General features: G+C 61.4%; 21 protein-coding genes and 1 pseudogene. 12 read left to right on the forward strand and 10 right to left on the reverse strand.

From position 1 onward, the window contains the following. Positions 1-15: 15 nt before the first annotated feature. Together AC07T0_RS09365 and gloA are read left to right on the forward strand one after the other, a co-directional pair. A complete protein-coding gene (locus tag AC07T0_RS09365; RefSeq protein WP_495000895.1) occupies positions 16-372 on the forward strand; it encodes a histone-like nucleoid-structuring protein, MvaT/MvaU family in 357 nt (118 codons plus the stop codon). Positions 373-982: 610 nt separating this feature from the next. Continuing rightward, positions 983-1,513: a lactoylglutathione lyase gene (gene gloA / locus AC07T0_RS09370; protein WP_495000896.1), complete on the forward strand. Its 531-nt coding sequence runs from the start codon at positions 983-985 to the stop codon at positions 1,511-1,513. 157 nt (positions 1,514-1,670) lie between these two features. Here gloA and ahpF read toward each other — a convergent pair whose 3' ends face one another. The 3 genes from ahpF to AC07T0_RS09385 form a co-directional block, all read right to left on the reverse strand. Next, positions 1,671-3,236 carry an alkyl hydroperoxide reductase subunit F gene (gene ahpF, locus AC07T0_RS09375; protein WP_495000897.1) on the reverse strand — a complete coding sequence of 522 codons (1,566 nt, stop codon included), beginning with the start codon at positions 3,234-3,236 and terminating at the stop codon, positions 1,671-1,673. A gap of 125 nt (positions 3,237-3,361) precedes the next feature. After that, positions 3,362-3,925: an alkyl hydroperoxide reductase subunit C gene (gene ahpC, locus AC07T0_RS09380; protein ID WP_495000898.1), complete on the reverse strand. Its 564-nt coding sequence runs from the start codon at positions 3,923-3,925 to the stop codon at positions 3,362-3,364. A gap of 133 nt (positions 3,926-4,058) precedes the next feature. After that, entirely contained in the window at positions 4,059-5,003 is a 945-nt protein-coding gene (locus tag AC07T0_RS09385) for a site-specific integrase (protein WP_495000899.1), read from the reverse strand. Positions 5,004-5,181: 178 nt separating this feature from the next. Between AC07T0_RS09385 and AC07T0_RS09390 the strand changes: the two genes are divergently transcribed. From AC07T0_RS09390 to AC07T0_RS09425, 8 genes are all read left to right on the forward strand, one after another. Next, on the forward strand, positions 5,182-6,153 hold the full coding sequence (locus AC07T0_RS09390; RefSeq protein ID WP_495000900.1) for a DNA-binding protein: 972 nt from the start codon (positions 5,182-5,184) through the stop codon (positions 6,151-6,153). A 436-nt stretch (positions 6,154-6,589) separates the two neighbouring features. After that, positions 6,590-7,900, forward strand: a complete 1,311-nt coding sequence (locus AC07T0_RS09395) for an ABC transporter substrate-binding protein (protein WP_495000901.1) — start codon at positions 6,590-6,592, stop codon at positions 7,898-7,900. Between the two features lie 157 nt (positions 7,901-8,057). Then, complete coding sequence (locus tag AC07T0_RS09400; protein ID WP_495000902.1) at positions 8,058-8,984, forward strand: carbohydrate ABC transporter permease; 927 nt, start codon at positions 8,058-8,060, stop codon at positions 8,982-8,984. 10 nt (positions 8,985-8,994) lie between these two features. Beyond that, positions 8,995-9,831 (forward strand): carbohydrate ABC transporter permease, encoded by an 837-nt coding sequence (locus tag AC07T0_RS09405; protein WP_495000903.1) that lies wholly within the window; start codon positions 8,995-8,997, stop codon positions 9,829-9,831. Between the two features lie 146 nt (positions 9,832-9,977). Then, positions 9,978-11,081 carry an ABC transporter ATP-binding protein gene (locus AC07T0_RS09410; RefSeq protein WP_495000904.1) on the forward strand — a complete coding sequence of 368 codons (1,104 nt, stop codon included), beginning with the start codon at positions 9,978-9,980 and terminating at the stop codon, positions 11,079-11,081. Positions 11,082-11,099: 18 nt separating this feature from the next. After that, positions 11,100-12,590: a mannitol dehydrogenase family protein gene (locus AC07T0_RS09415; RefSeq protein WP_495000905.1), complete on the forward strand. Its 1,491-nt coding sequence runs from the start codon at positions 11,100-11,102 to the stop codon at positions 12,588-12,590. A 152-nt stretch (positions 12,591-12,742) separates the two neighbouring features. After that, complete coding sequence (gene xylB / locus AC07T0_RS09420) at positions 12,743-14,233, forward strand: xylulokinase (protein ID WP_495000906.1); 1,491 nt, start codon at positions 12,743-12,745, stop codon at positions 14,231-14,233. A gap of 6 nt (positions 14,234-14,239) precedes the next feature. Continuing rightward, entirely contained in the window at positions 14,240-15,175 is a 936-nt protein-coding gene (locus tag AC07T0_RS09425) for a carbohydrate kinase family protein (RefSeq protein WP_495000907.1), read from the forward strand. An 18-nt stretch (positions 15,176-15,193) separates the two neighbouring features. On the opposite strand, the gene AC07T0_RS09430 is transcribed toward AC07T0_RS09425, so the two are convergent. Beyond that, the gene (locus AC07T0_RS09430; protein WP_495000908.1) at positions 15,194-16,363 is read right to left on the reverse strand and encodes a PilT/PilU family type 4a pilus ATPase; all 1,170 of its coding nucleotides are present in this window, start codon (positions 16,361-16,363) and stop codon (positions 15,194-15,196) included. Between the two features lie 168 nt (positions 16,364-16,531). Between AC07T0_RS09430 and AC07T0_RS09435 the strand changes: the two are divergent. Together AC07T0_RS09435 and AC07T0_RS09440 are read left to right on the forward strand one after the other, a co-directional pair. Next, positions 16,532-18,142 (forward strand): annotated as a pseudogene (locus tag AC07T0_RS09435) (ATP-binding protein); the annotation flags it as partial. Between the two features lie 57 nt (positions 18,143-18,199). After that, on the forward strand, positions 18,200-18,475 hold the full coding sequence (locus AC07T0_RS09440) for a peptidylprolyl isomerase (RefSeq protein WP_103499111.1): 276 nt from the start codon (positions 18,200-18,202) through the stop codon (positions 18,473-18,475). Positions 18,476-18,634: 159 nt separating this feature from the next. Here the strand turns inward: AC07T0_RS09440 and AC07T0_RS09445 are convergent, their stop codons facing one another. The 6 genes from AC07T0_RS09445 to AC07T0_RS09470 form a co-directional block, all read right to left on the reverse strand. Continuing rightward, complete coding sequence (locus tag AC07T0_RS09445) at positions 18,635-19,561, reverse strand: sugar kinase (RefSeq protein WP_495000909.1); 927 nt, start codon at positions 19,559-19,561, stop codon at positions 18,635-18,637. Between the two features lie 132 nt (positions 19,562-19,693). After that, on the reverse strand, positions 19,694-20,911 hold the full coding sequence (locus AC07T0_RS09450; protein ID WP_495000910.1) for an amino acid deaminase: 1,218 nt from the start codon (positions 20,909-20,911) through the stop codon (positions 19,694-19,696). A gap of 37 nt (positions 20,912-20,948) precedes the next feature. Continuing rightward, on the reverse strand, positions 20,949-21,713 hold the full coding sequence (locus AC07T0_RS09455; RefSeq protein ID WP_495000911.1) for an IclR family transcriptional regulator: 765 nt from the start codon (positions 21,711-21,713) through the stop codon (positions 20,949-20,951). Positions 21,714-21,945: 232 nt separating this feature from the next. Beyond that, the gene (locus tag AC07T0_RS09460; protein WP_495000912.1) at positions 21,946-22,335 is read right to left on the reverse strand and encodes a RidA family protein; all 390 of its coding nucleotides are present in this window, start codon (positions 22,333-22,335) and stop codon (positions 21,946-21,948) included. Positions 22,336-22,357: 22 nt separating this feature from the next. Then, positions 22,358-23,134: an amino acid ABC transporter ATP-binding protein gene (locus AC07T0_RS09465; protein WP_100941152.1), complete on the reverse strand. Its 777-nt coding sequence runs from the start codon at positions 23,132-23,134 to the stop codon at positions 22,358-22,360. Beyond that, positions 23,131-23,793, reverse strand: a complete 663-nt coding sequence (locus AC07T0_RS09470) for an amino acid ABC transporter permease (RefSeq protein ID WP_495000913.1) — start codon at positions 23,791-23,793, stop codon at positions 23,131-23,133. The genes AC07T0_RS09465 and AC07T0_RS09470 overlap by 4 nt, the downstream gene beginning before the upstream one ends. Position 23,794: the final 1 nt, after the last annotated feature.

The following is a 23,794-nucleotide window of genomic DNA, read 5'->3' on the forward strand; positions in this document are numbered from 1 at the left end:
GTGGAGATAAATACCTTGTCAAAACTCGCCCAATTTCGTGCCGCAGAAATAGCCCTTAAAGAGCAACTCGCCCAGCTGGAAGCCTTGAAGAACGACGCTGGACTCAAAAAGGAGATCGAGTTTGAAGAAAAACTCAAGAGCCTGATGCGGGCCTACGACAAGAGCCTGCGCGACATCATCGCGATCCTCGATCCAAACCCGAGCCGACTCGGCACCGCCGCGCCCAAGCAGCGACGTGCCCGCGTGGTCAAGGTTTACCAGAACCCTCACACCGGTGAGCTGATCGAGACCAAGGGCGGCAATCACCGCGGCCTGAAAGCCTGGAAAGAACAATACGGTGCCGCGACCGTCGACTCCTGGTTGCGCGGCTGACTTTAACGCCTGAACGCAAAAGCCCTGCCCAAGCAGGGCTTTTTTTGTCGCCCAGGATCATACTGACCGGCGTCTCGACGGTGATAATAACGCGCATATCGACGACAAGTTTTTCAGACAAGAGTTCCCGCCCGGCGACGAGCGTCGGGAATATAGAACTCAAAAACGACACAGTACCCGTTACTAACCGTAACCCGGGCGTCTCGACGGCTTTTGTTGCATGTAAAAAATTTCTCACAGCCGCCCGAGAGAATGCGTCATGTCTATTACGTCTGTCGGATGAAAAACAACCTGCTCACGCGCTTCACACATTTTTCACATGCATTCTTACAGGATGAAGGCTGCTAAAGGATTAGCGCCCCAATGCCCGCTTCGGCGGGCTTCTTTATGCCTCTTCGGCAAGTTTTATACACTTCGCTATAACTTCCTGACAAAACCGATATAGCCCGCTATTACCCGGCGCAGCTGTGCTCGGGGCTAAAATCCATCCGTCCGAATTTGGCGCCTGCGCCCCGCTTCAGTATGATCCAGCCCCACAGGATCGGAACCGGCGAGTCAGCCTGCCGCGTCCATGATTGCCCGCTTTTTTTATCTGCCGTGCGGAGAGCCCATGAGCCTGCAAGACCTGAACACCTTCCCCGGCGTTACCGCCCAACCCGACACCGCCACCCAGGGCTTCGTGTTCAACCACACTATGCTGCGGGTCAAGGATGCCACTCGGTCCCTGGACTTCTACACCCGCGTACTGGGTTTCTCCCTGGTGGAGAAGCGTGATTTCCCGGAAGCCGAATTCAGTCTGTATTTCCTTGCCCTGGTGGACAAGGCGCAGATCCCGGCTGACGCCGCCGAGCGGACCCAGTGGATGAAGTCGATTCCCGGCATCCTGGAACTGACCCACAACCACGGTACTGAAAACGACCCGGATTTTGCCTACCACAACGGCAACACCGACCCACGGGGCTTCGGCCACATCTGCATCTCGGTGCCGGATATTCGTGCGGCCAGCGCGCGTTTCGAAGCCCTGGGCGTCGAATTTCAGAAACGTCTGAGCGACGGTCGCATGAAAAGCCTGGCCTTCGTCAAGGATCCAGACGCCTACTGGGTTGAAATCATCCAGCCAACGCCGCTGCAAGATGCCTGATAACGCCGGGTAAAGAAAAAGCCCCATGAATCCTCGATTCATGGGGCTTTTTTCCATACAAACTTCAGGCACTACCGAACCTGTGGGAGCGGAGCTTGCCCGCGAAGAGGCCCTTGAGGCCGCTAAAAGCTTCGCGGGCAAGCACCGCTCCCACATTTCAGGCCGGTGCAGAAGTGCGGATCAGATGGTCAAAGGCACTCAGAGAAGCCTTGGCGCCCTCGCCCACCGCGATCACGATCTGCTTGTACGGTACCGTAGTGACGTCACCGGCGGCGAAAATGCCGGGCAACGAGGTCTCGCCACGGGCATCGACGATGATCTCGCCGCGCGGCGACAGTTCGACGCTGCCCTTGAGCCAGTCGGTGTTGGGCAACAAACCGATCTGCACAAAGATGCCCTCCAGGTCGACGGTATGGAATTCACCCGAATCGCGGTCCTTGTAGACCAGGCCGGTGACCTTCTGCCCGTCACCCTTGACCTCGCTGGTCAGCGCGCTGGTCACGACCTTGACGTTCGGTAGGCTGTACAGCTTGCGTTGCAGCACGGCATCGGCGCGCAGCTTGCTGTCGAACTCCAGCAGTGTCACGTGGCTGACGATACCGGCCAGGTCGATGGCCGCCTCGACACCGGAGTTACCACCACCGATCACCGCGACACGCTTGCCCTTGAACAGTGGGCCGTCACAGTGCGGGCAGAAGCACACACCCTTGGCCTTGTATTCCTGCTCGCCCGGCACACCCATTTCACGCCAGCGCGCGCCAGTGGCGAGGATCACGGTCTTGGCCTTGAGGCTGGCACCGCTTTCAAAACGCACTTCGTGCAGCCCGCCGACAGTCTTGGCCGGCACCAGGGCGCTGGCGCGCTGCAGGTTCATGATATCGACGTCGTACTGGCGAACATGCTCTTCCAGGGCGCTGGCCAGTTTCGGCCCTTCGGTTTCCTGGACCGAGATAAAATTCTCGATCGCCATGGTGTCCAGCACCTGGCCACCAAAACGCTCCGCCGCAACACCGGTACGAATGCCTTTGCGTGCCGCATAGATCGCCGCCGCCGCACCGGCGGGGCCGCCGCCGACCACCAGGACATCGAAGGCGTCCTTGGCGCTGATTTTTTCCGCTTGTTTCTCGATGGCGCCGGTATCGAGCTTGCCGAGGATTTCCTCGAGGCCCATGCGGCCCTGGCCGAAGTTCACGCCATTGAGATAGACGCTCGGTACGGCCATGATCTTGCGATCGTTGACTTCGTCCTGGAACAGCGCGCCGTCGATGGCGACGTGGCGGATGTTCGGATTCAGTACCGCCATCAGGTTCAGTGCCTGGACCACGTCCGGGCAGTTCTGGCAAGACAGCGAGAAATAAGTCTCGAAGTTGAACTCACCCTTGAGCGAGCGGATCTGTTCGATAACTTCGACACTGGCTTTCGAAGGGTGGCCGCCGACTTGCAGCAGGGCCAGCACCAACGAAGTGAATTCGTGGCCCATGGGGATACCGGCGAAGCGCAGGCTGATATCGGCTCCCGGGCGATTCAACGAGAACGATGGCTTGCGCGCATCGCTACCATTGTCCAACAAGGTGATCTGGGTAGAAAGACTGGCGACTTCTTTGAGCAGTGCGAGCATTTCCTGAGATTTCGCGCCGTCATCAAGGGAGGCGACGATCTCGATCGGTTGTGTAACCCGTTCCAGGTACGACTTCAACTGGGCTTTAAGATTGGCGTCCAACATGCGGGCGATTTCCCTTTTTCAGTACTGTAGAAATAACAACGCCCAGGTGATTACCACCCGGGCGTTATGGGGCGGTGCGGCTGACTTATGAAGTGCGGATGACCGCCCTTGAATCACTCACGGACTTAGATCTTGCCGACCAGGTCCAGGGACGGAGCCAGAGTAGCCTCGCCTTCTTTCCACTTGGCTGGGCAAACTTCGCCTGGGTGGGAAGCAACGTACTGAGCGGCCTTGATCTTGCGCAGCAGCTCGGAAGCGTCACGGCCTACACCGCCATCGTTGAGTTCAACGATCTTGATCTGGCCTTGCGGGTTGATCACGAAAGTACCGCGGTCGGCCAAGCCAGCTTCTTCGATCAGGACGTCGAAGTTGCGGGAGATGGTCAGGGTCGGGTCGCCGATCATGGTGTACTGGATTTTGCCGATGGCTGGCGAAGTGTTGTGCCAGGCCGCGTGGGCAAAGTGGGTGTCAGTCGACACGCTGTAGATTTCCACGCCTAGTTTCTGGAACTCAGCGTAGTTGTCGGCCAGGTCTTCCAGTTCGGTTGGGCAAACGAAGGTGAAGTCAGCTGGGTAGAAGAACACCACCGACCATTTGCCTTTCAGGTCAGCGTCCGAGACTTCGACGAATGCGCCGTTTTTGAAAGCGGTTGCTTTGAACGGTTTAACTTGGCTGTTGATGATAGGCATCGTTGACTCTCCGTCAGGGGTTAAGAAGTTGATGGGGAGAATCCTAGCCATTCTTTTGCGTTCTGGCTCATTGGCAAAGCTGATGCTCGCGATTGGTTTTCGCTATGAGCAGACACTATTAATAGAAGAAATCTTATGCTCCCTGACCCACTGGCTTTTCGACGATCAGTCCCATGCCTGGAAACGGGCTGGCTTCTATATAGCGCATGGCCGACTTCATGTCCTTCCAGCCGACATAACTCATCAGCGACTTCAGATCCCAACCACTGCGATGAGCCCAGGTGGCGAAGCCGCGGCGCAAGGAATGGCTGGTGTAGTGCTCGGCGGCAATCCCGGCGCGCTCCAGGGCCTGGCGCAGCAAGGGGATGATGCTGCTAGCGTGCAAGCCCTCCTCCCGCAGATGCCCCCAGCGATCAATGGCGCGAAATACCGGGCCACGTGCCAGTGCGGCGCTGTTGATCCAGTCGATATAGGCTTGCACCGGACACAGGCGCTGCAAGGCCGGAGCCTGGTAGGTCTGACCGAGGTTGTCGCGGTCACTTTTGCTGCGCGGTAAATACAGTGTCATGCCGGAGCCTGCGACGGCACGGACATGCTTGATCTCCAGGCGACAGAGCTCGTCACTGCGAAAGCCTCGCCAGAAGCCCAGCAGGATCAGCGCCTTGTCACGCCGGGCACGTAGCAGCGTCGGCCGATCATCGGCGGCCAAGGCCAGGGTCGCCTGCGCATCAAGACTGACGACAACCTGCTCAAGGTGCTGCAACTGCAGCGGCTCGGCCTGCTTCTCCCGCGCCGGGTGCAAGGCTCGAATGCCCTTGAACACCTTGCGTACCAGTGGTGCCTTGGTCGGATCGGCAAAACCCTGGCTGTTATGCCATTGCGCCAGGGCCGATAGCCGCAGCTTCAGCGTATTGATCGACAACACGCCGGCATGGGCCATCAGGTAGCGCACCACGCTATCGCTGGTGGCCGGCAGGAAACCGCCCCAACTCACTTCGAAATGTTCTATGGCGGCCTGATAGCTGCGACGGGTGTTCTCCCGCGTCGCCGCTTGCAGGTAGCGGTCCAGCTCGTTCATGGCCTCGATTCCCGGCATCCGTACTGACTCCCCCGGGGCAAAACGCCAAAACGACTCATCACACGGGGTAATACCAGTATATCCCGTGTTAAAAATTTCAAATATCAGCTTCTTTATTTTATCTATATGCTATGTAAATACATGGTACGTACCACGGTACGAAATCGTAGGAGAGAACATGGCTCGCGGCGGCGTAAACAAGGCGGTAGTACAAACGGCACGCTTGGCGATCCTCGCCCGCGGCGAGCACCCAAGCATCGATGCGGTACGTATCGAAATGGGCAATACCGGCTCCAAGACCACCATCCACCGCTATCTCAAGGAACTGGATGACGGTGATCTACGCCGTATGGCGCCCGTGGAGTCACTCGACGAAGAGCTGGGCGAACTGGTTTCGCGGCTGGCGCAACGTCTCCAGGAACAGGCTCGGGAACCTGTCGAGCAGGCGCGGGCACAACTGGTGACGGAAAAAGCCGAATGGCAGGCGCAATTGACCGAGATAGTCCAGCAGTTGGAACAACAGCAGCGGCAGTTCGAGATCCAGGCCGTGGCCCTGGCCGATGAATCGCGCAACCTGCAAACCACCCGCTCGATGCTGCAAACCGAACAGACCCGCAACGCCGGGCTGAGCCAGGCCTGCAGCGACTACGAATTGCGCCTCAAGGACAAGGATCAGCAGATTAGTTCGCTGGAGGACAAGCATCAGCACGCCCGTGAAGCACTGGAGCACTTCCGCAGTGCCGCCCGCGACCAGCGCGACCAGGAACAGCGTCGACATGAGACGCAGATCCAGCAAGTGCAGATGGAGTTACGCCAGGCCCAGCAGAGTGCGCTGGTACGCCAGGACGAAATCACCCAGTTGCACCGTGATAATGAACGGCTGTTGGCGGAAAGCCGGGGAAGCGCGAAGGCGCTCAAACTGGCGCAGGAGCAGTTGGATAAAGAGCAGCAGCGCATGGAGCAGCAGCTCCAACAGGCACGAGCACTGGAGAATGCCGGCACCCTGCTTCAGGAGCGCCTGCGGGTGGCGCAGGAGGATGCCGAGGCGCTCAGGCTTGCGGCGGCTGATCGGCAGGGGTTGGTTCAAGCGCTTGAGCTTAAACTGGCTGAAACCGAAGCGGCGATGAAAGAGCTAGGCTCCCCCCAATAGCCCTGCCAGCAATGAGTTCAGTAAGTCTTGTATTGATCTTGCCGACGTCATCGCCGGCAAGCCGACTCCCACAGAAGACCGGCTCGGCGATATTTTTGTGTTGGAACACCGACCTGTGAGCTGGCTTGCCAGCGATGGCGGCCTAACGTGCACCACCATCACCACGCCCCGCAGCAAGACCGTGGCGCGCCAAATCTGTACGGATTCACCCCCTCATCGCCCTGCCAATCCACCCCTCCCTATCTCGATCAGCCATTTCGCCGACCTGCGACATTCTGCCTCAGTGCAAAAAAGTACCGAACAAAGTGTCGTCAAGGATTTGTCAGGACGGCGTTTGAAGGCTGTAATCAATGCCAGATTCTTCCAGGGCACCGGAAGACACAACAACAATAAACTGACCTTCAGCGCCTCAGTGCGTAATGAAGAGGAGTGTTCGATGAAAGCCATTGCCAGCGCACTGCTTGTCACCACCGGCCTCACCCTCAGCGGCGTCAGCCTTGCCGCCCAGACCCTGACCATCGCCACCGTCAACAACAGCGACATGATCCGCATGCAGAAGCTGTCGAAAACCTTCGAAGCCGAGCACCCGGACATCAAACTGAACTGGGTGGTACTGGAAGAAAACGTCCTGCGCCAACGCCTGACCACTGACATTGCCACCCAGGGCGGCCAGTTCGACGTGCTGACCATCGGCATGTACGAAGCTGCACTGTGGGGCGCCAAAGGCTGGCTGGAACCGATGAACAACCTGCCCGCCGCCTACGATATCGACGATGTATTCCCGTCGGTGCGCGACGGCCTTTCCGTCAAGGGCACCCTGTTCGCCCTGCCGTTCTACGCCGAAAGCTCCATGACCTACTACCGCACCGACCTGTTCAAGGACGCCGGTCTGAGCATGCCCGAGCGCCCGACCTGGGAGCAGATCGGCGAATTCGCCAGCAAACTCAACCATCCCGACAAGGAGCAATACGGTATCTGCCTGCGGGGCAAGGCCGGTTGGGGCGAGAACATGGCCCTGATCACCACCGTGGCCAATGCCTACGGCGCGCGCTGGTTCGATGAAAAGTGGCAGCCGGAATTCACCGGCCCCGAGTGGAAGAACGCCCTGAACTTCTACGTCGAGACCATGAAGAAGGCTGGCCCGCCGGGCGCCTCGAGTAACGGCTTCAACGAAAACCTGGCGCTGTTCAACAGCGGCAAGTGTGCCATGTGGGTCGATGCCAGCGTGGCCGGCTCCTTTGTCACCGACAAGACCCAGAGCAAGGTCAGCGACCACGTCGGCTTTACCTACGCACCGCACCAGGTCACCGAGAAAGGCTCGGCGTGGCTCTACTCCTGGGCGCTGGCGATCCCGACCAGTTCCAAGGCCAAGGACGCGGCGAAAGTCTTCAGCAGCTGGGCCACCTCCAAGGAGTATGGAGCCCTGGTCGCCAAGGAAGACGGCATTGCCAATGTACCGCCAGGCACTCGCGCCTCGACCTATAGCGACGCCTACATGAAGGCCGCGCCGTTCGCCAAGATCACCCTGGAATCGCTCAAGGCCGCCAACCCGAAAGACCCGAGCGCCAAGCCCGTGCCTTATGTCGGGATCCAGTTGGTGACCATTCCTGAGTTCCAGGCGGTCGGCACCCAGGTCGGTAAGCAGTTCTCCGCCGCGCTGACTGGCCAGACCACGGTCGACAAGGCCCTGGCCGATGCGCAGACCTTCACCGAACGGGAAATGAAACGCGCGGGTTACCCCAAGTAACCTCGAATCCCTGTAGGAGCCGGCTTGCCGGCGATGGACTCAAGAGCGCCGTGTTTACCTGCTGAACACCCGTCATCGTTAACGACCATCGCGAGCAAGCTCGCTCCTACAGAGGCCAAGTCGTGTCTGCTCCTGTTCCCAATTGGTTCCGATCACCATGAATACCTCCACTGCCAAAGCCCATATGGATATACCCCAGCCGTTGCGCAAAAGCCGTCTGCGCAACCCCGGCTGGTTTCTGGTCTCACCATCGGTCGGCCTGCTACTGCTGTGGATGATCGTGCCCCTGGGCATGACCGTCTACTTTTCGCTGATCCGCTACAACCTGCTCTACCCGGGCGAAAACCAGTTCGTCGGCCTGGAAAACTTCACCTACTTCCTGACCGATTCGGGCTTTCTCCCCGGCGCCACCAACACCCTGTTGCTGGTCGGCAGCGTGTTGCTGATCAGCGTGGTGTTCGGCGTGCTGATCTCGGCGCTGCTGGAAGCCAGTGAGTTCTTCGGTCGTGGCATCGTCCGGGTCCTGTTGATCTCGCCCTTCTTCATCATGCCCACCGTCGGTGCGCTGATCTGGAAAAACCTGATTTTCCACCCGGTCTCGGGGATTCTCGCCGCACTATGGCGAGTGTTCGGAGCACAGCCGGTGGACTGGCTGGCCCACTACCCACTGCTGTCGATCATCATCATTGTCTCCTGGCAGTGGCTGCCCTTCGCCATCCTGATCCTGATGACCGCCATGCAGTCCCTCGACCAGGAACAGAAGGAAGCCGCGCGCCTGGACGGTGCCGGTCCGGTGGCGATCTTCTGGCACCTGACCCTGCCGCACCTGGCCCGGCCGATTGCCGTGGTGGTAATGATCGAGACCATCTTCCTGCTTTCGGTGTTCGCGGAAATCTTCACCACCACCAACGGTGGTCCGGGCTACGCCTCGACCAACCTGGCCTACCTGATCTACAACCAGGCCCTGGTGCAGTTCGATGTCGGCATGGCGTCGGCCGGCGGCTTGATCGCCGTGGTCATCGCCAATATCGCCGCGATCATCCTGGTGCGGATGATCGGCAAAAACCTGACAGACAAGCCTTGAGGCCCGCGCCATGACCCTCACACTCAAACAATCCCGACGCCTGCAAAGCGTCCTGCTCGGCATCCTGGCCTGGGCCATTGCGATCCTGATCTTCTTCCCGATCTTCTGGATGGTGCTGACCAGCTTCAAGACCGAGATCGACGCGTTCGCCACGCCGCCGCAGTTCTTCTTCACCCCGACGCTGGAGAACTACCTGCATATCCAGGAGCGCAGCGATTACTTCCACTTCGCCTGGAACTCAGTGGTGATCTCCTTCAGCGCCACCTTGCTGTGCATGCTGATCGCGGTGCCGGCGGCCTACTCCATGGCGTTCTATGAAACCCAACGGACCAAGCGCACCCTGCTGTGGATGCTCTCCACCAAGATGCTGCCGCCGGTGGGCGTGCTGATGCCGATCTACCTGCTGGCCAAGTCCTTCGGACTGCTCGATACACGCCTGGCGCTGATCGTGATCTACACCCTGATCAACCTGCCGATCGTGGTCTGGATGATTTACACCTACTTCAAGGACATCCCCAAGGACATCCTCGAAGCGGCCCGCCTCGACGGCGCGACCCTGTGGCAGGAAATGGTCCGGGTGCTGCTGCCGATCAGCAAGGGCGGGCTGGCTTCGACTCTGCTGCTGTCACTGATCCTGTGCTGGAACGAGGCTTTCTGGTCGTTGAACCTGACCTCCTCGCATGCCGCGCCGCTGACCGCGCTGATCGCTTCCTACTCCAGCCCCGAGGGTCTGTTCTGGGCCAAGTTGTCGGCCGTCTCGACCCTGGCCTGTGCACCGATCCTGATCTTCGGCTGGATCAGCCAGAAGCAGTTGGTACGCGGCCTGTCCTTCGGCGCCGTGAAATAGATCAGCGATTTTTTGAACACAACAGAACCTGTAGGAGCCGGCTTGCCGGCGATGAGGCCCTCGAGCCTTGCGGCGCCCATCCGGACGCCATCGCCGGCAAGCCGGCTCCCACAGGGTTCTCAGCGAACTTCAAAAGGAGCCTCACCATGGCCAACCTGAAAATCAAGAATCTGCAAAAAGGTTTCGAAGGCCTGTCCATCATCAAGGGCATCGACCTGCAAGTGAACGACCGCGAGTTCGTGGTCTTCGTCGGTCCGTCCGGCTGCGGTAAATCGACCCTGCTGCGACTGATCGCGGGCCTCGAGGAGGTCAGCTCCGGCACCATCGAGCTGGATGGTCGCGATATCACCGAAGTCAGCCCGGCCAAGCGCGACCTGGCCATGGTCTTCCAGACCTACGCCCTGTACCCGCACATGAGCGTACGCAAGAACATGTCCTTTGCCCTCGACCTGGCCGGCGAGGCCAAGACCGAGGTGGAGCGCAAGGTCAATGAAGCCGCGCGGATCCTCGAACTCGGCCCGCTGCTGGAGCGCAAGCCCAAGCAGCTGTCCGGTGGTCAGCGCCAGCGGGTCGCCATCGGCCGCGCCATTGTGCGCAATCCGAAGATCTTCCTGTTCGACGAACCGCTGTCCAACCTCGACGCCGCCCTGCGGGTACAGATGCGCCTGGAACTGGCGCGCCTGCACAAAGAATTGCAGGCCACCATGATCTACGTGACCCACGACCAGGTCGAAGCCATGACCCTGGCCGACAAGGTGGTGGTACTCAACGGCGGGCGCGTCGAGCAGGTGGGCTCGCCTCTGGAGCTCTATCATGCGCCGGCCAACCTGTTCGTTGCCGGCTTTCTCGGCACGCCGAAAATGGGCTTTCTCAAGGGCAAGGTCAGCCGTCTGGACGGCCAGGGCTGTGAAGTTGAACTGGATGCCGGCACCCGTGTCAGCCTGCCGCTGAGCGATGCCGGCCTCCGGGTCGGCAGTCCGGTGACCCTGGGCATTCGCCCGGAACACCTGGAGCTCGCCAAACCCGGCGACTGCACCTTGAAAGTCACCGCTGACGTCGGTGAGCGCCTGGGCAGCGATACCTTCTGCCACGTGCGCACCGCCTCCGGTGAAGCCTTGACCATGCGCATCCGCGGCGATATGGCCAGCCAGTACGGTGAAACCCTCAATCTGCACCTGGATAGCAGCCACTGCCATTTGTTCGATGCCAACGGTCTGGCCGTCGCCCGTCCGCTGCGCGCTGCCGCCTGATTGTCGAGAGCCCTAGCCATGAACCTGAACAAACAGAATCTGCACCGGCTGGCGCCGGAAGTCCGCCTGCCCCTCTACAGCCTGGCCGATATCCGCCAGGGCATCGCCCATATCGGCGTCGGCGGCTTCCACCGCGCCCACCAGGCTTATTACACCGACGCCCTGATGAACACCGGCGAGGGCCTGGACTGGGCCATTTGCGGGGTCGGTCTGCGTAACGAAGACCGTCGCGCCCGGGATGACCTGGCCGGCCAGGACTACCTCTTCACCTTGTTTGAGCTGGGCGACGGCGACGACACTGAGGTCCGGGTGATCGGCGCCATCAGCGATATGCTGCTGGCCGAGGACAACCGCCAGGCGCTGATCGACAAACTCGCCTCGGCAGAGATCCGTATCGTCTCGCTGACCATCACCGAAGGTGGCTATTGCATCGACGACAGCAACGGCGAGTTCATGACGCACCTGCCGCAGATCCAGCACGACCTCAGCCACCCCGAGGCACCGCAAACCGTCTTCGGCTTTCTTTGCGCGGCCCTGGCCAAGCGCCGGGCCGCCGGTATCCCGGCCTTCACCCTGATGTCCTGCGACAACCTGCCCCACAACGGCGCGGTAGCCCGCAAGGCGCTGCTGGCCTTCGCCGCCTTGCGCGACGCCGACCTGCATGACTGGATCGCCGCCCATGTGAGCTTTCCCAATGCCATGGTCGACCGCATCACGCCGATGACCAGCACCGCCCACCGCCTGCAACTGCATGACGAGCACGGCGTCGACGATGCCTGGCCGGTGGTCTGCGAACCCTTTGTGCAATGGGTGCTGGAAGACAAGTTCGTCAACGGTCGCCCGGCCTGGGAAAAGGTCGGTGTGCAGTTCACCGATGACGTCACACCCTATGAGGAGATGAAGATCAAGCTGCTTAACGGCAGCCACCTGGCCCTGACCTACCTGGGGTTCCTCAAGGGTTATCGATTTGTCCACGAGACCATGAACGACCCGTTGTTCGTGAAGTACATGCGTGCCTATATGGATCTGGATGTCACCCCGCAACTGGCGCCGGTGCCGGGGATCGACCTGACCGAGTACAAGAACACTCTGGTACAGCGCTTCTCCAACCAGGCGATTGCCGACCAGTTGGAGCGAGTCTGCTCCGATGGCTCGTCGAAATTTCCCAAGTTCACTATCCCGACCCTCAACCGGCTGATCGCTGATGGTCGCGAGACCGAACGCGCGGCGCTGGTGGTGGCGGCCTGGGCCCTGTACCTCAAGGGCGTCGATGAAAACGGCACGACCTACAGCATTCCGGACCCACGGGCCGAGTTCTGCCAGGCGCTGGTGGCGGATGACACCTTGATCGTGCAACGTCTGTTCGCCGTGGAAGAGATTTTCGGCACTGCGATTCCCCGGTCCGCCGAGTTTATCGCCGCTTTCGAACGCTGCTTCAACAGCTTGCGCGAAGTGGGCGTGAGCAAGACGCTGGAGCGTTTGTTGGCTACAGTTCCGGCCACACACTGATATAACGGTCGATACTTGAATTTGTGGGATATGAACCTGTGGGAGCGGAGCTTGCCCGCGAAGGCGGCCTCAAGGTCGCCAAAAGCTTCGCGGGCAAGCTCCGCTCCCACAATAATGATGTAGTGATCCTGTTCTAACTGCCAGGCACCGCCATGAATCAAAAACTCTATCTGGGCATCGACTGCGGCACCCAAGGCACCAAGGCCATCGTCCTCGACAGCGTCAGCGGTCAAGTGCTGGGCCAGGGCGCGGCGCCGCATACGATGATCAGCGGCGCCAACGGCCGCCGCGAGCAGGACACCGGGCAATGGCTGGAGGCTTTTGTCCAAGCCACCCAGCAAGCACTGGCGGTGGCCGCCGTCGACGGCCAGGCGATCCTTGCTATCGGCGTTTCCGGCCAGCAGCACGGTCTGGTCCTGCTCGATGAGCAGGGCCAGGTTCTGCGCCCGGCCAAGCTCTGGTGCGACACCGAAACCACCCCGCAAAACCAGCGCCTGCTGGAACAGCTGGGCGGCGAACAGGGCTCGCTCGAACGCCTCGGCCTGGTAATCGCTCCCGGCTATACCGTGTCCAAGCTGCTCTGGACCCGGGAACAGCATCCCGAACTGTTCGCCCGGATCGCGCATATCCTGCTGCCTCACGATTACCTCAACTACTGGCTCACCGGCCGTAGTTGCGCGGAATATGGCGATGCCTCGGGCAGCGGCTATTTCGATGTGCGCAAACGCCGCTGGGACCTGTCCCTGCTGCACGAGATCGACCCCAGCGGGCGCCTGCAAGCGGCCTTGCCGGAGCTGATCGAAGCCCACCAGCCGGTGGGCCGGATACTTCCCGAAATCGCCGGACGGCTGGGCATCAACCCGAACGCAATGGTTGCCAGTGGCGGTGGCGACAACATGATGGGTGCCATCGGCACCGGCAATATCCAGGCCGGGGTCATCACCATGAGCCTGGGCTCGTCCGGTACGGTCTATGCCTATGCCGACCAGCCGCTGGTCAGCCCGCATGCCTCGGTCGCGGCCTTCTGCTCTTCCAGCGGTGGCTGGCTGCCGCTGATCTGCACCATGAACCTGACCAACGCCACCGGCGCCGTGCGCGAGTTGTTCAATCTCGGGCTCGACGAGTTCAATACCCGGGTCGAGCAAGCCCCGATCGGCGCCGACGGGGTCAGCATGCTGCCGTTTCTCAACGGTGAACGGGTGCCTGCCCTGCCCCAGGCCAATGGCAGCCTGTCAGGCCTGACCCTGACCAACCTGACCCAGGCCAATCTGTGCCGGGCCGTGGTCGAGGGCACCACCTTCGGTTTGCGTTATGGCCTGGACCTGCTGCGCGAAGCCGGCCTGCGCAGCCACGGCATCCGCTTGACCGGCGGCGGCTCGAAAAGCCCGGTGTGGCGGCAGATGGTCGCCGATATCATGGACACCCCGGTGGTCTGCACCCGCCAGAGCGAAGCCGCGGCCCTCGGTGCGGCGATCCAGGCGGCCTGGTGCGAGTCCGCCGGCGTGCAAGATCTGGCCGGACTGTGCGAACGTTGCGTCAGCCTCGATCTGGCGAGCGAAACCCGGCCGATTGCAGCCAATGTCGCTGCCTACCAACCCATTTACCAACGCTACCGCCAACAGGTAGCGGCCCTTCAAGAGTGAGTTCCCATGTATCTGGTCTGTGGTGAAGCGCTGTTCGATTTTTTCAGTGATGATACGAGCGGGCAAACCGCGAAAGTGAATTTCAAGGCGATTGCCGGTGGTTCGCCGTTCAACGTCGCGGTCGGTCTGCGCCGCCTGGGGGTCGATGCGGCGTTGTTTGCCGGCTTGTCCACCGACTACCTCGGACGCCGCTTGCAACAGGTCCTGCAGGAAGAAGGCGTACGCGCCGATTACCTGCTGGACTTCGACGCGCCCACCACCCTGGCGATGGTCGCCGTGGGCGCCGACGGCTCGCCGCATTACAGTTTCCGGGGCGAAGGCTGTGCCGACCGCCAGTTGCTGCCGGGGCACCTGCCGAAACTCGGCGACGAGGTGCGCGGCCTGCATATCGGCTCATTCTCGTTGGTGGTGCAACCGATTGCCGACACCCTGCTGAACCTGGTGCGACGGGAAAGCGGTCGGCGGCTGATCACCCTCGACCCCAACGTCAGACTCAACCCGGAGCCGAACATCGAGCTCTGGCGCCAGCGGATCGCGGCCCTGGCCGAACATGCCGATATGATCAAGGTCAGCGACGAGGACCTGGGCCTGCTCTACCCGGATCGCGACCCGCAGGACATCGCCCAGGAATGGCTGGCCAAGCGCTGCCAGCTGGTGTTCCTGACCCGTGGCACCCAGGGCGCCAGTGTCTACAGTCGCCGGCATGGCCACTGGTCGGTGCCGGCCCGCGAAGTCGTTACCGCCGATACCGTCGGTGCCGGCGATACCTTCCAGGCCGCCCTGATCGCCTGGTTGACCGAACAGCAACTGGACTCGGTGCAGGGCTTGGAACACCTGGACAAGCCCCAGATCGACGCGATGCTGACCTTCGCCGTCAGTGCCGCGGCGATTACCTGTAGCCGTAACGGCCCGGACTTGCCGTATCGACATCAGCTGGACTGAGCAGCGCGTTTATCCCTATCAACTGCGGGGCAAGCCACCATCCTCCACCAGGCCCCAATCCTTGGCATCCAACTCCTTCGCCGCGATCGGCGGCGCGGGAGCGGTCTTCTGCACGGTCAGGGCCGCGGTATCCTGGTGCAGCTTCAGGCGCAGGCGCAGGTTGTTCACCGAGTCGGCATTCTTCAGTGCCTCCTCCTCGTCAATCGCCCCCTCCACCACCAGTTCGAACAAGGCCGTATCGAAGGTGCGCATGCCGATGAGCTCGGACTTCTCCATGATGCCCTTGAGCTCGGAGAACTCGTTGCGCTTGATAAAGTCACGCACCGTCGGCGTGCCCAGCATCACTTCTACCGCCGCCCGGCGCTTGCCGTCCAGGGTGGCGACCAGGCGTTGTGAAACGAACGCCTTGAGGTTGTTGCCCAGGTCATTGAGCAATTGCGGCCGGCGATCTTCCGGAAAGAAGTTGATGATGCGGTCCAGCGCCTGGTTGGCGTTGTTGGCGTGCAGGGTGGAGATTGCCAGGTGCCCGGTATCGGCGAACGCCAGGGCATGCTCCATGGTTTCACGGTCGCGGATCTCGCCGATCAGGATCACGTCCGGCGCCTGACGCAGGGTGTTTTTCAGCGCTGCGTGGAAGCTGCGGGTGTCGACCCCGACCTCGCGCTGGTTGATGATCGACTTCTTGTGGCGATGGATATACTCCACCGGATCTTCGATGGTGATGATGTGGCCGCTGCTGTGGCGGTTGCGGTAGTCGATCAAGGCCGCCAGGGAAGTCGACTTGCCCGAACCGGTGGCGCCGACGAACAGCACCAGTCCACGTTTTTCCATGATGGTCTCGAGCAGGATCGGCGGCAGCTTGAGGTCTTCGAAACGAGGAATTTCCAGCTTGATATTGCGCGCCACGATGGACACTTCGTTACGCTGCTTGAAGATATTGATCCGGAACCGACCGACACCCGGCAGGGACAAGGCCAGATTCATTTCCAGTTCCCGTTCGAACTGCAGGCGTTGTTCGGCGTCCATGATACCGTCGGCAATGGCCGCCACTTCGCCGAGCTTCAGCGATTCGCCGCCCAACGGCTTGAGCACGCCATTGAATTTGGCGCAGGGCGGCGCCCCGGTGGACAGATACAGGTCCGAACCGTCCTGGGCGGCCAGGGTTTTCAGCAACGCGTGGATATCCATGGCAAAAGTGTCCGCAATACAGTCAAAAAGAGGTTTAGCGATTAAGCTTGTGTCATTTCAATGTGACGAATGTCTACAGCTTGGCGGGATAATAAGCCGCGGCGCAACCCAAAGCTTCATCTTCAAGGCAGGTTTATGAATGGATCTCCAGGCGATACCGCCACCCGACTCGGGACCTGGGACTGGGATATCGACCAGGACCTTTTTCTCGCCGATGCCCACTTCGCCCAATTGCACGGTGTCGACCCGGCGCGGGCCAGCCAGACGCCCATCAGCGTCTACCTGGACAGTGTGCACCCCGAGGACCGCGCCCTGGTGGCCCACGGTATCAAACAATGCCTGGAGCAACACACCGAGCACGCTGAAGAATACCGGGTAGTGCAAGCCGACGGCCAGGTGCGCTGGGTCTTCGCCCGTGGGCGCTGCCACCTCGGGCCCCATGGCCGGGCCCAGCGCTTTGTCGGCGCGGCACTGGATATCACCGAGCACAAGCGCACCGAAGAAGCCCTGCGCAACCTCAACGAGACCCTGGAGGAGCGCGTCGCCCAGCGCACCCGGGCGCTGGCCGAGTCCAACCAGCGCTTGCAGAACGAGATGGTCGAGCGCGAACGCGCCGAAGAGGCGCTGCGCCATGCGCAGAAAATGGAAGCGGTGGGCCAACTCACCGGCGGCATTGCCCATGATTTCAACAATATGCTCACCGGCATTATCGGCAGCCTGGACCTGATGCAACGCTATATCGCCGCCGGTCGTAGCGACGAGATCGGCCGTTTTGCCGACGCCGCGGTGAGCTCGGCGCAACGGGCCGCTGCCCTCACCCACCGGCTGCTGGCGTTTTCCCGCCGGCAATCGCTGGACCGCAAGCGCATCGATCCCAACCAGTTGGTGCAATCGCTGGAAGAATTGTTCAGCCGCACCAAGGGCGCCCATATCAGCCTGAAAGTCGAACTGGGCCAGGATGTCTGGCCGGTCAACACCGACACCGGGCAACTGGAAAGCGCCCTGCTCAATCTGGTGATCAACGCCCGCGACGCCATGCCCGATGGCGGCGAACTACGGATCGAGACCGCCAACAGCTACCTCGACGGCGGCGATATCAGCACCCTGGAGCCGGTCAAGGCCGGCGACTACGTGATGATCGGCGTCAGCGACAATGGGACCGGCATGAGCCCGCTGATCCTGGCCAAGGCCTTCGACCCGTTCTTCACCACCAAGCCCATCGGCCAGGGCACCGGCCTGGGGCTGTCGATGATCTATGGCTTTGCCCAGCAGTCCGGTGGTCACGTCACCCTGGAAAGCGAACCGGGCAAAGGCACCTGCGTCCGCTTGTACCTGCCGCGCTATCACGCGGCGCAAGCCGAGACGCCGCGACCGCCACGGCACCCCGCGGAGTCACCGCTGGCCGAGATCGACGAATCGGTGATGGTGGTGGAGGATGATCCGGCGGTGCGCATGCTGGTGCTCAATGTCCTCGACGAGTTGGGTTATACCGTGCACCCGGCGGCGGATGCGCGGACCGCCTTGCCGCTGCTGGAATCGAGCCTGCGGATCGACCTGCTGGTGACCGATGTCGGCCTGCCGGGGATGAATGGGCGACAATTGGCCGAAGTCGCCCGCCAGCACCGCCCGGGGCTCAAGGTGCTGTTCATGACCGGTTACGCCGAGAAAGCCGCCGAGCGCCAGGGTTTCCTGGAGCCCGGCATGGACCTGATCGCCAAGCCCTTCACCCTCGATGCATTAGCGAACCGGGTGCGCGACATGATCGGGCAAACGTCCTGATCTTCGGGCATAATCCCGCGCCCGCCACATGCCCCAACGCTTCAAGGTAACGAATCGATGAAAGCCCAAGCCCGCCATATCCTGGTCAAGACCGCCGAGGAAGCCGAACAACTCAGGCTACGTATCGTCAAAGGCGAAGCCTTCGATGTGCTGGCCAAAAAGTACTCCACTTGCCCGTCCGGCAAGCGTGGCGGCGACCTGGGGGAAGTCCGGCCCGGGCAGATGGTCGGCGCCATCGACCAGGTGATCTTCAAGAAGCCGCTGCGCACCGTGCACGGGCCGATCAAGAGCAAGTTCGGTTATCACCTGGTGCAGGTTTTCTATCGCGATTGAACCGGAAAACCGCGTCATCGTTCTTCGCGGCGGTGCGGCGTCCCGACAAGCTCCGCTCCCACAATGCCTGCGTTGTCCACCCTATTTGCGGTCAACACAGGTATTGTAGGAGTGGAGCTTGCCCGCGAAGAGGCCCTCAGGGGCACTGTATTTTCCAGATCAATCTCGCGGGATCAGCGCCCCACGCACCTGAATCACCCGACTTGCCAGCGCATGCCCCGCCAACGCCGCCTGTCGTGGATCGCCGCCTGTCAGGCGACTGGCCAGGTACGCGGCACTGAACGAATCCCCCGCCGCTGTGGTGTCCAGCACCATCTCGACCTTCTGCGCCGGAACCTCGAAGGCCTCGCCCGCGCAGCGAATCAGGCAACTCTCGGCGCCGCGCTTGATCACTACTTCCGGCGTGCCGAAGTTCTGGTAGGCGCTGAACACCGCCTCGCTATCGGCATAATCAAACAGCGCCTGCTCGTCTTCCAGAGTCAGCAGCGCCAGGTCGACATAGGGCAATACCGACCGATACGCCTCACGCGCCTGCTCGACATCCGCCCAGAGTCGCGCTCGGTAGTTGTTGTCGAAGACCACCCGGGTATCACCCCGACGGGCCTCTTGCAGCACGGCAATCAGCTTTTCCCGCCCAAGCTCACCGAGCACCGCCAGGGTGATGCCGCTGAAATACAGCACGTCGTATTCCGGTAAAGCCGCCAGCACCGGGGTGGCGGTCGGCGCGGTAAAGCAGTCGCGCACGGCCGCTTCGTTGCGCCAGTAGAGAAAACGCCGCTCACCCTTGGCGTCGGTCTGGATGCAGTACAAACCGGGCAAGCGCCCCGGCAGACGCTGCACCAGGTCCAGGCCGATGCCTTCCGCGCGCCAGATGCGGCACATGCTGTCGCTGAAGCTGTCGTCGCCGAGAGCCGTGACATAGTCCACCGAGGCCCGCCCGCCGAGCTCGCGGGACAGATAGACGGCGGTGTTCAGGGTGTCGCCGCCGAAGCTCTGGTGCAGGCTGCCGTCGGTATGTTGTTGCAGTTCGATCATGCATTCGCCGATCAAGGCGATGCGTGGTGGGGGCAGGTTCAGGGTGGTCATTCGGAAAGTCTCGTGGTGTCTGTCAGGACGCTATCGCGAGCAAGCTTGCTCCTACAGGTTCAGGTCGTACACAAGAGTCAGGCACGACCCGGACACTGTAGGAGCAAGCTTGCTCGCGATAGCGGTATCCGATTAGAAACAGGTCTCGAACACTTCGATAACCATCATCTGCTCATCGACAATGCAACCAACCCGCCACTTGTCGAAGGTCAGGCACGGATGCGAAGTGCCAAACGAGACGATATCCCCGACCTTCAGCTCACAGCCCGGCGCCACGGTCATGAACGCATGCTGGTCCATCACCGCTGTCACCTTGCAAGCGCTGACATCCTCGCCCAGCGCCGGCAATACTCCCGGCTGATAACGCAACAACGGCACCGGCAACCCGGCATCGAAGGCCACATCGCGCTTGCCCAGGGCGATCACCGCGAAGCCCGGTTCCGGCATCGATTGCACATGGGCCCAGACTTCCAGCGCCGGGCGCAAACCTTCACTCAGATCACCCCGACGATGCAGCACGCAGCACTGCGCGTCCTTGTAGATGCCATGGTCATGGGCGACATAACTGCCCGGACGCAACACACTGAGAAAACGCCCATCGGCGTCCTGGGCTTCGAACTCCTCGGCAATCAGGTCGTACCAGGCCGACCCCGAGGCGGTGATGATCGGTTTGCCGATATCAAATGCACCATTGTTTTGCAGCTCCACCGCCAGTCGCACCAGGGAGCCGGCAAAGGCACGGATGCCACTCTCGGCCTGATCGCCGTGAATCACCCCTTCATAGCCTTCGATACCGGTCAGGGCCAGCGCCGGCTGGGCCTTGATGGCCCGGGCCAGGTCCAGCACCTCCTGCTCGCTGCGGCAACCGCAACGACCACCGACCACGCCGTACTCGATCATCACATTCAAGCGCAGGCCGCGTTCGGCGAAGAAAGCCCCCAGGGCGGCGACGTTGTCCGGGTGATCGACCATGCAGTGAAACTCGAACTGCGCATCGGCCAGCAAGCCGGCGATCAGCGCCATGTTCGGCGCGCCCACCAGTTGGTTGGCCATCAGCACCCGCCGCACACCGGCCGCGTAGGCGGCACGGGTCTGCACGGCGCTCGCCAGGGTAATGCCCCAGGCTCCGGCGGCCAGTTGCCGAGCGAACAGCGCCGGCACCATGCTGGTCTTGCCATGGGGCGCCAGCTCGGCGCCGCTACGACTGACGAATTCCTGCATCCAGCGAATATTGTGCTCCAGCGCATCGCGGTGGAGCACCAGGGCCGGCAAGCTGACATCGTTCACCAGTTGCGCGCCGACGCTGGTGGCGCCTTTTTCCACGGCGGCGAAGTTCACGGCAGTAGGCATTTCAAACTCCTTATCAGCGGCGCCCCAGGCGGCCGCGCTAGTCGTTGATGCGACGGGCCAGGTTGTTCGCGCTCTCGATCAGCACCCGGCGATAGTCGTTGTAGTGAGTCTTGGCATCCGCCCGCGGGGCGACGATGCACAGGGTCGCGATGCAAATGCCCCGCTCGTCCTTGACGGGCGCGGCGAAACAATGGGTAAAGGTGTCGGCGACGCTATCGAAGGAAAAGAACCCATCGATCCCGGCCTGGCGAATTTCCTTGAGAAAGACTTCCAACGGCAGGCGCTGGCCGTCCGGCAGGATAAAGTCGTCATGGTCGATCAGGTCGATGATTTGCTGGTCGCTCAGGTGCGCCAGCAGCAGGCGCCCGGAGGCGGTCCAGGGAATCGGCGCGTTTTCACCGATGTCCGAGGAAATCCGGAAATGCCGCTCACCTTCCTTCATCAACGCCACGGTGTATTTGCGCCCGTTGAGCAGGCACATCTGCGCGGTTTCCCGGGTTTGGCTGACAATTTCCTGCAAGGCGTGGTCGGCCTCGCGACTCAGGTCGAAATGCCGCAGGTGCGCCTGGCCGAGAAAATACAGCTGACGGCCCAGATAGACATGACCTTCCTTGCCGACCAACTCGAGGATGCGCCGTTCCAGCAAGGATGCCACCAGCTCGTAGACCGTGGATTTCGGGCTGCCGATGCCGCTGGCGATGTCGTTGGGACGCAGCGGCTGGCCGACTTCCTTGAGGTAATCGAGGATATCGAACGCCCGGTCCAGCCCTTTTGCCCGACGCTTGATGGTGTCTTCGCTCATGTCAGTGCCATCTCATTGGAAAAATTGCCGGGGAGTTTACCCAGATTGATGTTCGCGGGGCTGCCCCTATGTTGTAGGAGCGAGCTTGCTCGCGATGGTCGTCAACGATGACACCGGGCAGCTGATACCCCACGGTGCCTGGGCTACCATCACGAGCAAGCTCGCTCCTACAGCGGCGCAGGGGCAAGCCCGCTCGCCACAGGTCTTCCGATCACCACACAAACGCCGACCGTCAGGCCTTTTTCTTGTAGGCGATGCAATCGATCTCGACCTTGCAGTCGACCATCATATTCGCCTGGACACAGGCCCGCGCCGGAGCGTGTTCGGCCGTGAAGTACTCGGAAAACACCTTGTTGAAGCTCCAGAAATCTCGTGGGTCCTCCAGCCAGACACCGGCGCGCACTACATCTTCCAGGCCATAACCGGCTTCTTCGAGAATCGCCATCAGGTTCTTCATGGTCTGGTGCGTCTGCTCGACGATGCCGCCGACAATGATTTCGCCATTCAGCGCCGGTACCTGGCCGGACACGTGCAACCAGCCATCGGCTTCGACGGCACGGGCGAAAGGACGCGGCTGACCGCCACCCGCGGTGCTGCCGGTGCCATAACGAGTAATGCTCATACTGTTCTCCTTGGATAACACATTAAAAACGGGTGTTTTTCAGAAATTCCGCGAGGCGCGGCGACTGCGGACGCTCGAACAGTTCTTTGGGTGGCCCCTGTTCTTCAATACGCCCCTGGTTCATGAAAACGATCTTGTCCGAGACCTCGAAGGCAAAACGCATCTCGTGGGTGACCAGCAACATGGTCATTCCCTCTTCCGCCAGGCCCTTGATTACCGCCAGCACTTCCCCGACCAGTTCCGGGTCGAGGGCCGAGGTGACTTCGTCGAACAGCATCAGGCTCGGGTTCATCGCAATGGCCCGGGCAATCGCGACCCGTTGCTGCTGGCCGCCGGACAACTGCCCGGGAAAGTGATTGCGCCGCTCCAGCAGGCCGACCCGTTCCAGCCATTTCTCCGCCAGCGCCACGGCCTGGTCCTTGGGCAGCTTCTTGACCTTGAGCAGGCCCAGGGTCACGTTCTGCAAGGCCGTGAGGTGTGGAAACAGGTTGAACTGCTGGAACGCCATGCCGGTCATGGCCCGATGCTGGGCGATGACTTTTTCCGGATGGCGGACGCGCTTGCCGTTGACTTCGCTGTAGCCGATGGATTCGCCGTCCAGGGTGATCTGGCCGCCCTGGAACTCTTCCAGCAGGTTCACGCAGCGCAGCAGCGTGGTCTTGCCCGAGCCGCTGGAGCCGATCAGCGTGACCACGTTGCCGCGCTGCATGTCCAGGTCGACGCCCTTGAGCACTTCGAGCTTGCCGTATTGTTTGTGCAGCCCGCGAATGCTGAGCAGTGCTTGGGAATCAGTCGTCATGGCAAGGCCACCCGCTTTTCAATATGTCGACCGAGCAACTCGATCGAGTAGTTGATGATGAAGAACAAGAAACCGGCGAACAGGTAGAACTCCAGGGTCATGAAGGTCCGGGCAATCACCTGCTGGGTGCTGAGCAGCAGTTCGGCGACACCGATTACCGAGAGCAGGGTCGAGGCCTTGACGATCTCGGTGGACGAATTGACCCAGGTCGGCAGGATCTGCCGCAGCGCCTGGGGCAGCAGCACATAACCGAGGGCCTGGTGGAAGGTCAGGCCGATGGCCTTGCTCGCCTCCATCTGGCCACGGGGGATGGCCTGCATCGCGCCGCGCACGATCTCCGCCACGTGGGAGCCACAGAACAGCGTCAGCCCCAGCGCGCCGGCCTGGAAGGCGCTGATCTGCCAACCCAAGGCCGGGGCCATGTAAAAGCAGGCCAGGACCAGCACGAATACCGGGGTGCCGCGGATCAGGTCGACATACAGGCGAAACGGCACGCGCATCCAGAACTTGCCGTAGGTCAGCACCAGGCCGGCGACAATGCCGATCAAGGTGCCACAGACAATCGCCAGGAGCGAAACCGCGACACTGGTCTGGAATCCCTCCCAGAGGGTTTCCCGGGCGATCCACAACTCATGCCACCAACTTTGCGCTTCGTACATG

The organism is Pseudomonas sp. GW821-FHT04D07 (assembly GCF_059420225.1).